Here is a 13,301-nt window from a genome sequence, read left to right on the forward strand (position 1 = left end):
AGCGGACAGGGGTAGTTTCCGCTTAAGGATTGGAGGTTAACGAGTGGCACCCTACAAACGCAAAACCCCGGAAGAAATTCTGTATTCCATTTACCGTTTGCACCGGGGCAGGCTGAAGATTATCATCGGCTCCGTCAGCGGATCAGGCAAAACCTATCATATGCTGGAGGAAGGCAAGTTATTGAAAAAGCAGGGCATTGATGTTGTAATCAGTGCCGTATCAACGATGCAGAGAGCAGAAACCATGCAGCAGCTTGCCGATCTGGAGCGTGTCCCCAGCATTCATTGGCTGAAGGACGGCAAGGAGCAGAAGGATCTTCCTTTGGAGACTCTGCTGGAGCGCAATCCCGAGGTACTGCTTGTAGATGGCTTGGCGCACCGGAACCGCAAAGAAGCCCGTTTTCAGACGCGGCTGGAAGATATCCGTTATTTGATGGACAACGGCATCAGCGTGATTACGACCATCAATGTGTATGAATTGGCCGGAGTGGGTGAGACCATCTTTCAAATGACGGGAATCCGTGCAGATGAAACCGTACCGCTGCATACTCTGGAGCTGGCGGATGAGGTCCGCTTGATTGATGTCTCACCAGAAACCATTCTGAAGCGGATCGAGGAAGGTGTTTTAGGCCATGAGACGCATCCTGCACTATCCCGGCCCGGCAATCTCGGCGTGCTTCGTGAGCTGTCTCTGCGTCTGGTGGCCGAAGGTGTCAACGATTCTCTAGAGAAACATCGCGAAGAACATGGGCTCATTGGTCCTTCCGGCGCGATGGAGCGGATACTGGTATCCGCTCAGTACCATTGGAACGGGTCTCTTTATGTGAGAAGAGGCCAGCAAATCGCCAAGCGGCTCGGCGGTGATCTGATTGTGGTGACATTTGCTATTCCTAACCGGCCGCTGACGAAGGACCAGCAGACCTTTAAGCGTTCGATTGTAAAGCTGGTAGAGCGGGTGGGTGCCAGGTTTGAAGAGCTTCCTCTCACCCTTCAACGCCAGCTTCCTTCCGAACTGGTGCGTTATGCCATTAAAAACAATGTGACCCGGATCGTTATGGGCCACTCTCAAAAAAGCCGGTGGCAGGAGCGGTGGCAGGGCTCGATTGCTGACCGTGTGCTGCGCCAGACACGCAATATTGATGTGTTTCTGATGGCCGACCGGGCCGAGCAGGAAGGAGAACGGATTCTGCCGATCAAACGTAATCCGCAAGGAAAGAAGGAGCCTTTCCACCGGTTGACCAGTCAAGAGATGGAGAAGAAGATTGAAGTGATCCGCCGTGGCACCTTTAAGGTATATATCGGTGCAGCTCCCGGAGTCGGCAAAACCTACAAGATGCTTCAGGAGGGAAATATACTTCAAAGCAGAGGCATCGATGTTGTCATCGGGCTGCTGGAAACCCATGGCAGGAAGGAAACCCAGGAGCAGATAGGCGAATTAATAATGATACCCCGGGCCAAAATTCTATATCAAAGTACGCATTTGGAAGAAATGGACACGGACGCAATTATTGCCCGCCGCCCGGAGGTCGTCCTGGTGGATGAACTGGCACACACCAACGTGCCCGGAAGTGTAACCAGAAAGCGGTATGAAGATGTGATCCGTCTGCTCGAAAACGGCATTTCCGTCATAACAACTATAAATGTGCAGCATCTGGAAAGCTTGAACGACGCGGTAGCCCAATTAACCGGCGTACGCGTCAGGGAGACCGTGCCGGATGCGATTCTTAAAATGGCCAGTGAGGTCGAACTGATCGATGTAACGCCACAAATGCTGCAGGAGCGGATGCGGGAAGGGAAGATATACGCCTCAGAGAAAGTAAACCAGGCGCTGGAATCGTTTTTCAAGATCGGCAATCTCATTGCACTGCGTGAACTGGCGCTCCGCGAAATTGCGGATGATGTAGACGAACGGCTGGAGGCCTGGGACCGGGACAATTCCTTGCGGGGCCCATGGAGCAGGAAAGAGGTGATCTTCGTCTGTGTGGATCTGGGGGCGAGGGCAGAGCGGCTGATTCGCCGCGGATTCCGCATCGCGCATCGCTTGAAAGCCGAGTGGTATGTTCATTATGTGCACTGCAGTTCGAAAGAAACTCCCGAGGAGCAGAAACGGCTGGAGACGCTGCGTCGTCTAACAGAACAGCTTGGAGGGAATTTAGAGGTGACTATGGCAGAAAGCCGTAAGAACCTGCACGAGCATTTATTAATCAGGATCAATGAAGTGAAGACGACACAGCTGATCATCGGGCAGGTACGGAAGCCGCTCTGGCGGACGCTCATCAAAAAAAGCTTCGTCCACTATCTGCTCCGTCATGCCCGGCATATGGATATGCTGGTTGTGGCTGATCAATAGTAGAGTGAGGAACACAGAAGGAACCGATCCTGTAGATCGGTTCCTTTTACATTCTTATTTTAAAGTCTTATAATAGGAGAATGAATATTCATTCCGCTCTAATCTATACCGGTTTAATCCGGAACCATTCCAGTCTAAGGTAAGGGTGATTACACTGGCTACTAACAAACGGGAAGATATCATGAAAGCGGCCTTGGTGCTGTTTGCCGAGAGAGGATATGACGGCACAACCGTTCCGATGATTGCTGAAAGTGCGAAGGTAGGGGCAGGTACGATATATCGCTATTTTGCCAATAAAGAATCGCTTGTTAACGGATTGTTTCAACATTGCGTGCAAGTGTTCTCGGACACGTTAAAATATGAGGCCATTCATTCCACGCCAGATATTCGGGAGCAGTTTCATTATATTTTTCAGCGTTTAGTGAAGTTTGCCGATAATAATGTGAATGCGCTGCTCTTTATCGAATCCCATAATAGCGCTTATTATCTGGACGACCGAAGCAAGCAGGTGTTTGATGAGCTGCTTGGAACGTTTCGCCAAGTTTTGGAGAATGGTAAAAAAGTAGGGGTCATCAAAGAGTTCAACACAGATGCGCTGATTGCCATTGTATATGGTGCGTTCGTGATGCTGTTCAAACTGATTAAGTCTGGAGTGTTAACCGAAACCCCCGATCTGCTGGAAGGGGTCGAAGAAAGCTGTTGGAATGCCATTAGAATCCTATGATTCTAGTGTATTAAGGAGACTGCCAAATGACAAAAGTAAAGATATTTACAGATAGTCTTTCAGATCTGCCGCCCACCGTAATTGAACAATATGAGATTGGCATAGCTCCTGTATATGTTGTTTTTAGCAATGAGCTGATATTTCGGCATACGGTCGATATAACAACTGAGGAGATATACACCTACGTAAGAGAGAAGGGGACGATTCCCGGTATTGCCGCTCCAACACCTCATGACCTAAGTACTCTCTTTGCTCCTTGTATTGCTGCCGGAGACAATGTGTTATTCATCAGCATGGCCTCGGGGTTATCCCCAACCTACAAGAATGCAGTGGCAGCTGCCCAACAATTCCCTGAAGGAAGAGTTACTGTCATTGATTCCTCAAGCATTTCCTCAGGGACGGCAATGATGGTTCTGCGGGCAGTCGCAGCGGCGAGGAAGAGAAGACATCCCGCAACTATAACCAAAGAGCTGCACCACTCGCGGACAAACCTGGAGGAAGAAATGCTGCTTGATAAGCTTAACTTTATAAATCAGGGTGGGAATGTTTACGGATTGCATAATCGGATAAAAAGTCCTTTGAATTTAAAAAGTCCGGCAACGGTCAGGTCGGGGCGAATGCATTTCTCCATGAATGAGCCACAAGGCGGCGTTACAAAAGCGCTGGATAAGATGCTGTACAATGCACTTGACAACAAAGACGAGATTGACCAGAAGCTTGTGCTTATCTCACAGACGATGGCAGAGCAGCCAGCCGAATATTTAAGGGAAGCGTTGATTAATAAAGTGGGATGCGATGAAGTGCTTGTGACTTCGAGCATCAGCGGCTTTCTCTCCCGCACCTCACCACGAAGTTTGGGTGTAAGCTACTACCGCAGAGCTGATCAGGGCTGATACATTACGGAAAAGCGGGGAATACAGCAAATGAAGAACATGTATGCAAAATGGGCGACGCTTACGGAAAGAAGCAGCCATCTGGCGCTGTGGAGCACTTTTCTGAAATGGATTGTCCTGGGCGGCACAATAGGCGTATTGTCCGGAACGGCCTCGGCTTTTTTCCTCAAGAGTCTAGATTATGTTACTGAGGTTCGGCTGAATCATGGATGGCTGCTCTTTCTGCTTCCGGCGGGAGGTGCACTGGTAAGCTTTCTATACATGCGCTACGGCAAAAACAGTGCCAAGGGAAATAATCTGATTTTGGAGCAAATCCGGGAGGGTAATGAAACGATTCCGTTGCGGATGGCTCCTTTGGTGCTGTTTGGCACGCTTATCACTCATCTCTTCGGTGGTTCAGCCGGGCGTGAAGGAACTGCGGTACAAATGGGGGGCAGCTTGGCCGAAGGATTCGGGAGACTTATTAAGATCAATGCCCTGGACCGGAAAATATTGCTGATGTGCGGGATAAGTGGTGGTTTCGGCTCAATCTTCGGGACTCCTTTGGCCGGGACCATTTTTGGGCTGGAGGTGATTGCGATTGGACTCATCAGCCATAAAGCGCTGCTGCCCTGTTTCACAGCCAGTTTTGTGGGCGATCTGGTGACTACCCGCTTATGGAAGGTGCATCATACCCATTATCAGGTGGATGTTTTTCCAGATCTGGATGTAGTCGTCCTGTTAAAAGTTATCGCTGCTGCAATAGTGTTTGGTTTAGTCAGTATGTTGTTTAGCGAGCTGACCCACTTTTTAAAGCGAACGTTCACCTACATCTTTAAAAACCCGATGCTAAAGAGTGCGGTAGGCGGGCTCATTATTATTGCCTTAGTTTATGTCATAGGTTCCAGGGATTACTTGGGACTTGGTATTCCACTCATCAGCGGGTCCTTTGAGACAGAAATGCCGCCTTTTGCGTTCCTGTGGAAGCTCATTTTCACTGCACTTACTTTAGGCACAGGCTACCAGGGCGGTGAAGTTACTCCTTTATTCGCTATAGGGGCGACACTCGGAAACAGCCTGGCTGGTGTGCTTCATTTATATGCTCCTTTCCTGGCCTCACTTGGCTTTATTGCGGTATTCTGCGGAGCCACCAATACACCAATTGCCTGTTTCATTATGGGGATTGAACTATTTGGTTCCACCGGGGCGGTTTATATGTTTATCGCTTGTGTAGTCAGTTTTTTATTCTCAGGACATACCGGTATTTATACATCCCAGCAGATCGGCGTATCGAAAAGTCATCTGATCCCTATCCAAGAAGGGACTACCCTAGCCTCCGTCAAGGGTCTGCGCAAACGAAAAACAAAAGCCAGCGGAGAAAATCATACGTAGATTTGCTGATCAAAACCATGCTTGGGTTGAAAATAAAAAAAAGGTATGGTAAAATTCTGTTACTTTAATGACTGGAGTTGAAAAGGATAATGTAGAAATTTTCTTGCGAATCTTTTAAACAATAAAACGACAGCTGCGATTTTATTTCGCATGTGTTTTATTCTTTATACGCAAGAAAGTTACGCATTTCTTTTCACTCAGACGAATATCCTTGTCTAACTCCGCTTTGGGGCTGGATTTGCTGTATTTATTTGAGCTACAAGAAAGTAACTTTCTTGTAGCTCTTATTTTTTTATATACAGGAGGAATATATATGTCATTAATCAATGTTGCGAACCTGACGTTTGCCTATGAAGGCAGCTACGATAATATATTTGAGAACGTAAGTTTTCAAATTGATACCGATTGGAAATTAGGATTTACAGGAAGAAACGGAAGAGGGAAAACGACCTTCCTAAGCTTGTTGCTTGGTAAATATGAATATAGCGGAACGATTTCGGCTAAGGTCGATTTCGACTATTTCCCGTTCCCTGTCGAGAATAAGGGGAATAATACCCTTGACGTAATCAGCGATATCTACCCGGATTATATTCACTGGAAGCTGATGCGGGAGCTTTCTTTACTAAAAGTGTCCGAGGATGTGCTATACCGGCCCTTTGATTCCTTGTCCAACGGTGAGCAGACGAAGGTGCTGCTTGCTGCATTATTTATTAAGGAAAACAGCTTTCTGCTCATTGATGAGCCTACCAATCATCTGGATCTGAATGCAAGAAAACTGGTCAGTGCTTATCTGAATACCAAGAGCGGCTTTATCCTGGTCTCCCACGACAGATCCTTTCTGGATCATTGTGTAGACCACATCCTGTCAATCAATAAAACCAACATAGAAATTCAAAAGGGGAATTTCTCCGCTTGGTGGGAGAATAAAAGGCGGCAAGATCATTTTGAACTGGCAGAGAATGAAAAACTAAGAAGAGACATCAAGCGCTTGTCGGATTCTTCTAAACGAACGGGCAACTGGTCGCATGAGGTGGAGAAAAGCAAAAATGGAACACGGAATTCCGGTTCCAAGTTGGATAAAGGTTATGTTGGCCACAAGGCTGCTAAAATGATGAAACGCTCTAAAGCCATTGAGCAAAGACAGCAATCAGCCATTGCCGAAAAGTCTAAACTGCTGAAAAATATTGAAAACTCCGACAGTCTGGAGATTTCACAGCTTGATTATCATAAAAACGAGCTGGTTGAGCTTGAACATGTCTCGATTCAATACGGGGAGAAGATCGTCTTCGCAGATATCAGCTTTTCGATTGAGCAGGGTGAGCGAATTGCGCTTTCCGGTATAAATGGCTCCGGTAAATCAAGCATTATCAAGCTGATTTGCGGCGAGGAGCTAGACTACACAGGCACACTCAGGAAGGACAGTCAGCTTACAATATCATACGTATCACAGGACACCTCGCATTTACAGGGCAATTTAACGGACTACGCCAGAAGCAACGGGATTGATGAAAGCCTGTTTAAGTCGATTTTAAGAAAACTTGATTTCTCCAGAGTACAGTTTGAAAAGGATATATCTGCGTTTAGCGGCGGGCAAAAGAAGAAAGTGCTTATTGCGAAAAGCCTAAGTGAGAAGGTCCATTTGCATATTTGGGATGAGCCGCTTAATTTTATTGATATTATTTCCCGGATGCAGATTGAAGAGCTGCTGCTGGAATACACACCAACTATTCTTTTTGTCGAGCATGACAGTGAATTTTGCAACAATATTGCTACAAAAATCATTCATCTGTAATCCATTACCTGAATTTCTCAGGACCGGTCACTGCAGACTTTCTCGGCTCTCCCGAAATAACTCCTAACTCGTAACCCAATGAGTTCTTTCACGTATATGATATAACTATGATCCGGCGAAGCTGCAGGGATTGAATGTTAAAGGTCCAAACTAAAAGAAGTTGAGGTAATCCATCTTATGAATGAATTTACACTGCATGCCGATACAGCGTATAAGCTGGCTGAGCAGAAAGCTGCTCAATATTTTGCATCACTATTTACACAGGTCAAGAATAGGAGTTATGCGCCTGCCTTAACTGCAGACTTTCATTTGTGGAAGAAGAGCCATATTCATCATCATTCATGGCTGTCCTTTTTTTCGCGAAACCAAAGGAACCCCGGGTCTGCCGATTACCACCGGTATATTCAATGGCTGAACTACACGGGAAAATTAAATGATTATCTCGACCGAAGCATTTCCTATATCTACATGAGGGATCTGGGCAAAGCGCTGGATTCTCCAGACACTCAAAACAGGATTCAACGGATGGTTGCTGATATCAAAGATCAGTTGATCCCCTCAGGCGCAGCAGGCGGGCAAACACAGCCGGACATGCTGAATCTGGCAAAGCTGTACCGCTGGGCCCAGAAAGAAGGGGTAGAAACAGCCACGATCTGGGTGATAACTAAACTCAAAACTGTCTCCGCCAATCTGCCGGTGGAAATGAATCCCGAGCAAGCCCAACGTAAGCTGATTAAGATTATTATCGGGGTTGTCATGCATGTGATGGAAGAGATGGAAGAGATGGAAGATAACCTTGCCCCTGCAGAACGTGTCTTAAGACTTGATGAAGCCATCCGGCTGGGGTATTCCTATGGCCTTACCTATCCTTTCATTGACGATCTTTTAGATTCTGCGGTCTTAACCACTTCTGAGAAAGAACAATATTCCCGGTTGATCCGTCAAGCGCTTCTCAGCGGGATTGTCCCGGAGCTTGGAGAGTGGGATGGGGAAAAGATTCCGCTGATGGAGTATGTGCATTCGGAGCTGCGGGAAGCCTTTGAGTACATTAAGAACCATCAGCGGATGGAGACGCAGAAATCGTTTTTTGAGCGTTCCTATGTGTTTTTTCACTCTCAGGAAATAGACCGGGCAAAGAATCTGTCTCATGATGGTTATACCAATGAGGAACTTTATATTCCTGTAATCCTAAAATCATCTTCCTCCCGCTTGATTGTCCGCTCTGTAATCAGTGCGCCTCTAGATGACGGTTTTGATCATCGAACCTTCTATTATGGCTTATACAATCAGCTGGCGGATGATTTTGCCGATATGTCCGACGATATGCTGGGTGGCGCGGTTACCCCTTATACCTATTATTTAAAATACCGCGAGCAGCGCAACGATTTGATCAATCCCTTTGAAATGTACTGGACGGTCATTTCCCATCTGCTCCATAACGTGTTTCATTCTGATCCCAAAACTTGCGAGGTAATTCTGGACCGGGTCATTAACGGTCTGAAACGCTCTAAAGAACGTTTAGGCAGGGATAAATACAACGAAATCATGGAGATATTTGCGTCTGGCAGCCCGGAGTTCAAACGACTGGTAAACCGGATGGTTCATAAAGCAGTGGATGTCGATTTCTTCGACAAACTGCTTCGGGACCAGTTGCTTAACACATTGCGTAACAACCGGAAGGAAAAGGAGGAGTTTCACGATACGATCAAAACGGTGCGCGGAGTGATCAACAGCCAGCTCCTAATCCCAAAGCCTGAGCGAATGCAACCGATGAAGGAACTGCTTATAGATGCTGCTAATTACAGTCTCGAAGGTGATGGGAAACGAATACGCCCAGTCTTAACGTGGGTTATGGGCGTAAGAGAATATGGACTGGAGCCAGCGGAGATTGTGCCGCTGCTGAGATCCTTGGAATATATGCATACCGCTTCTTTAATCTTCGATGATCTGCCATCCCAGGATAATGCGTCAACCCGCAGAGGGCGTGAAACCTTGCATCAGGTACATGATGCTGCGACTGCCGAATTAACCGGATTGTTTCTGATCCAGAAGGCCACGGAGGAACAAGCATCTCTCCGTCATTTCGATCCGAAAACCGTGCTTGCGCTCATGCAGTATTCAGCACAAAAGACGGGGGATATGTGCATGGGGCAGGCGATGGATCTGCATTCTAAAGGCGAAGAGTTAACTCTGGAGCGACTGAATGAGATCTGCTTTTACAAAACCGGGATTGCCTTCGAGGCGGCGCTGGTCATGCCGGCTATGCTGGCCCACGTGAAGGAGGCGGAAATTGCGGCGCTGAAGAAATTTGCTTATCATGCGGGGATCGCTTTTCAGATAAAAGATGATTTGCTCGACCAGGAGGGAGACCAGCTATTGCTCGGCAAACCCGTTGGACAGGATACCGGAAACAACACTTCAACTTTCGTATCCATTCTTGGGCTGGAGAATGCCCGGAAAGAGCTGTGGGAACACTACTGTCTGGCCTCGGAAGCATTGTGCGAGCTGCCGCGGAATATTGCTTTTCTGAAACATTTATTAAATTATATGGTTAACAGGAACCGCTGAACTGCGGCTGAACCTGCCCGGAACGGAATAGGATCAAGTATTACCGGCACCCATACGGGTTGCCGGTTTTTTGTCGTCCTACATACTACAGCAGCTGTTATTCCGTTCATTATGGGGACCGGGAATTTTACGTAACCAGGCCAGATATGTTTTCTCCTCTCCGGCATCGGACTACCGGCAGTGCAGGGATGGAAGTGATCAATCATGAGCCATTTTTTTATTTACAGGTAACTGCGGCACTTCATATATTACAATCCGTGTTATAAAAAGAAGAATAAAGATGGATTTGGAGTAATAGAGATAAATGGTGTTATTTAGTATATGGTAAAAAAAGTAATGCAAGGATGTCTTATCAGTGTGAAATTAATTTTTTAGGAGGATTTGATGAAAAAACTTAGGAAGTCACTTCAGATTTTATCTCTAATGGTGGTAACAGCAACAGCGGTTGTAGTAGCTGACTCACCATCTGAGGGACTAGCTCAATCTTCAGAGGTAGCCATTACACAGCAAAGTAATCTTGTTGTTCAGCGAAATTTTGAAGTGAAAGCCCTTGGAGATATATGGGCAGAAGGCAAGCGGGAGCGTAGAGCGGCGGGGTATGCAGATGCACGAAAATTATTTCAGCCAACTGGTCTATATGCAAAAGCCAATGAACAAATTGAGATTGAGGTCTCAGGTGACAAACCAATTACAGCGATTATTGGGATGCATCAACATGATAAAGAGTGGGCGATTAGGTATCCATTAAAAACAGGTGCAAACACAATTTCCTCACCAAATGGCGGTTTGTTGTCTTTTGATAACAGCAACAATGAAGGTAGTATTAATGTAAATGTAGTGAGTGGGGGAAGCCCTGTTCCATTTTTTGTATTAGGTAAGAATACCAAAGAGGATTGGCAGGCAATGATGAGTGCTTATCCTGATGCACCTTCTGTTGTTCTTCAATCAGAAAAGGCTCTCTTAGTCTTCACATATGCTTCTGCTAAAGACCATATCTTGAATCAAGACCCAGATCCTGTTTTACAGACTTATGATAAGTTTATTGCAGCACAGGATAAAATTTCTGGACTATCGAATTCTGATTCTGATCCTAGACATTGGTTAGATAAGCATTTGATTGGCATCATTGAATCACCAACATACACAGGAGGAGCGTATGCATATGCAACCTGGGATGGAGCGATTATGCCTACAAATACTGGAGCCAATGCGGATGCTTTAAACCTTACAAGAATGGGTTGGGGGCAGTATCATGAGGCAGGTCATTTGAGACAACAAGGACCTTGGACATGGGATGAGATGTCTGAAGTGACAGTAAATCTATATTCTCTGGCTGCTAAGAAGGTTCTTAAACCTACTGAGCCTGCAAGGTCGCAGGGTGAGTACTTAACCGCTTTCTCGTTTGTAGAGCAGCCAACCAAGAATTTTAAAGACTCTAATTCAAAATTAGAAATGTTGTGGCAACTTAATCTTGCTTTTGGGGATAACTTCTACCCAGACTTACATCGATTATATCGTGAGATGGCAGAAGCTGAACTGCCAACAACAGATGTTCAGAAAAAACAGGCTTTTATTCTAAGCACTTCAAAAGTAGCGCACTATGACTTGACGCCTTTCTTTGACAAATGGGGTCTGTCTGCAACAGATGAAACACGAAACAAAATTAAATCATTGAATTTACCTCTTCTAACTGCACCGATTTGGTTTGGGTCAGAGTATAACATCATTAAACCGACTGATGGAATGGATAAGGTAAGAGGTATCATTGAGATAACAACAAATAGCCAAGAGACTTCAAGTGATTATGATGTCGCAATAAATGCATTTGATGGAAATACAAATAGTATCTGGCACAGTGAATGGAATAAACCCAATCAATTCCCTTACAGTATTACAGCAAAGTACGCAAATCCATCAACATTTTCCAAACTAACCTATCTGCCGCGACAAACCGGAGAAAATGGAATTATTACAAATTATAGAATCCTAACTAGTCTTGATGGGGGGACATTCACTGAGCTTGCAACAGGCACTTGGGCAAAGGACAACACAGAAAAGACAGTAACTTTCACACCTACTCTTGCTAAATATGTTCGACTTGAAGTTCCTCAAGGTGGTGGAACAAATGGTTTTGCATCTGCAAGTGAAATTAAAATTTTTGAAAACGATCCAATAACACCACAACCTGTTACAACGTATCTCAGCGATATTGATTGGTTTTCTGCCACAACAGATTGGGGAACGATTCAAAAAGATCGTAGTCTTGATGGAAATACACTTAAGTTAAATAACAAGACCTATACAAAAGGGTTGAGCACACATGCTAACAGTGAAATTGTCTACAAACTAGATGGGAAGTACACGTCCTTTGCCGCACTAGTTGGGGTAGATGGTGAAGTAGGTTCTGTAGGTTCTGTGGAGTTCAAAGTTGTTGTAGACAATCAAGTTGTATTCTTTAGTGGTGTAATGCATAATAATACAGAGCCAAATGAGGTAAACGTTAATCTTTCTGGAAAGAATGAGCTAAAGCTTATTGTAACTGATGGTGGAGATGGTATAAATAGTGACCATGCCGATTGGGTAAATGCTCGTCTTATCAAATAGTATTGAAGAATAAAAGTCTATTATAGGCTTGGTAAAAGCTTCGCCACGAATACACTAAAAGGTGATCTTCCATAGCGCTGTACAAAATAAGCCGGATTTCCTTATCGTATAGGATTTCCGGCTTATTTTGTATGACTTTCGCTTAGTGTTAGTTTTAGCGTTTTGTAGCGGTGGGCATAGGGACAGCATGGATTTTATCGGGAGTCATCGGATATGTACCGTCATTTCCTGGTTAATTGATTTGTTTATCGGTATGCCTCATCTCGTGTTTGCTTTGGAAAAACAGAATAATGCGGATGATCCGTTGTTATTGTATTATTCGATTCACATACCAGCCAAAAATTATATGAATAAGGTTTACAATCCTAACATATCAAACTATGATTTAGCTAAATATAGATGACAAATCTCATAGGGATTAATATTTTCATCACACTAACGGAGGTCGCAAGTTGAAGACAAAAGAGATGGTATTTGCCGCATTATTTGCTGCACTAATAGGGGTATTAGGAATGATTCCACCGATTCCACTAGGGTTTATCCCGGTGCCTATTACCGCACAAACACTTGGTGTCATGCTGGCGGGAGGTTTTTTAGGTAAGAAGACAGGAAGTCTTAGCCTGATTTTATTTATCGTGTTAGTCGCTCTGGGTTTACCTTTATTATCCGGCGGACGTGGAGGTTTCTCTGCATTAGTCGGGCCGTCAGCCGGTTATATTCTAAGCTGGCCCGTAGCAGCATTTTGTATCGGATATGCGACAGAAAAAGTCTGGTCCAATGTCAAAACATGGAAAGTTATCGTCATTAACTTAGTTTTTGGTGTGGTGCTTGTTAGTTTGATCGGTGCGCCGGTTATGGCTTTGATTACACATACCTCTATTTGGGCCGGACTTGTGGGAGCAACCGCATTTTTACCGGGGGATTGTATTAAAGCGGTCATAGCTGCTATTATAGCGCTACAATTAAAAGCCGTCAGTCCAATCGAAGAGAAGTGATGAA

8 protein-coding genes are annotated in these 13,301 nt (G+C 45.3%); all 8 read left to right on the forward strand.

Annotated elements, in window-relative coordinates; all coding sequences use genetic code 11:
* Positions 1 to 43 precede the first annotated feature (43 nt).
* The 8 genes from NST99_RS16285 to NST99_RS16320 all read left to right on the forward strand — a co-directional run bounded on the left by NST99_RS16285 (position 44) and on the right by NST99_RS16320 (position 13,297).
* Positions 44 to 2,350, forward strand: a complete 2,307-nt coding sequence (locus NST99_RS16285; RefSeq protein ID WP_341093083.1) for a histidine kinase — start codon at positions 44 to 46, stop codon at positions 2,348 to 2,350.
* Between the two features lie 145 nt (positions 2,351 to 2,495).
* A complete protein-coding gene (locus NST99_RS16290) occupies positions 2,496 to 3,074 on the forward strand; it encodes a TetR/AcrR family transcriptional regulator (protein WP_341093084.1) in 579 nt (192 codons plus the stop codon).
* A gap of 26 nt (positions 3,075 to 3,100) precedes the next feature.
* Positions 3,101 to 3,967: a DegV family protein gene (locus NST99_RS16295; protein WP_341093085.1), complete on the forward strand. Its 867-nt coding sequence runs from the start codon at positions 3,101 to 3,103 to the stop codon at positions 3,965 to 3,967.
* A 39-nt stretch (positions 3,968 to 4,006) separates the two neighbouring features.
* Entirely contained in the window at positions 4,007 to 5,338 is a 1,332-nt protein-coding gene (locus NST99_RS16300; protein WP_341097666.1) for a voltage-gated chloride channel family protein, read from the forward strand.
* Between the two features lie 313 nt (positions 5,339 to 5,651).
* The gene (locus NST99_RS16305) at positions 5,652 to 7,130 is read left to right on the forward strand and encodes an Lsa family ABC-F type ribosomal protection protein (protein WP_341093086.1); all 1,479 of its coding nucleotides are present in this window, start codon (positions 5,652 to 5,654) and stop codon (positions 7,128 to 7,130) included.
* Positions 7,131 to 7,307: 177 nt separating this feature from the next.
* Complete coding sequence (locus NST99_RS16310; RefSeq protein ID WP_341093087.1) at positions 7,308 to 9,698, forward strand: polyprenyl synthetase family protein; 2,391 nt, start codon at positions 7,308 to 7,310, stop codon at positions 9,696 to 9,698.
* A 384-nt stretch (positions 9,699 to 10,082) separates the two neighbouring features.
* The gene (locus NST99_RS16315) at positions 10,083 to 12,302 is read left to right on the forward strand and encodes an NPCBM/NEW2 domain-containing protein (RefSeq protein WP_341093089.1); all 2,220 of its coding nucleotides are present in this window, start codon (positions 10,083 to 10,085) and stop codon (positions 12,300 to 12,302) included.
* A gap of 452 nt (positions 12,303 to 12,754) precedes the next feature.
* Complete coding sequence (locus NST99_RS16320) at positions 12,755 to 13,297, forward strand: biotin transporter BioY (protein WP_341093090.1); 543 nt, start codon at positions 12,755 to 12,757, stop codon at positions 13,295 to 13,297.
* The last annotated feature ends 4 nt before the right edge of the window (positions 13,298 to 13,301 follow it).

This window comes from Paenibacillus sp. FSL L8-0470 (assembly GCF_038008625.1).
GTDB lineage: Bacteria > Bacillota > Bacilli > Paenibacillales > Paenibacillaceae > Paenibacillus_AQ.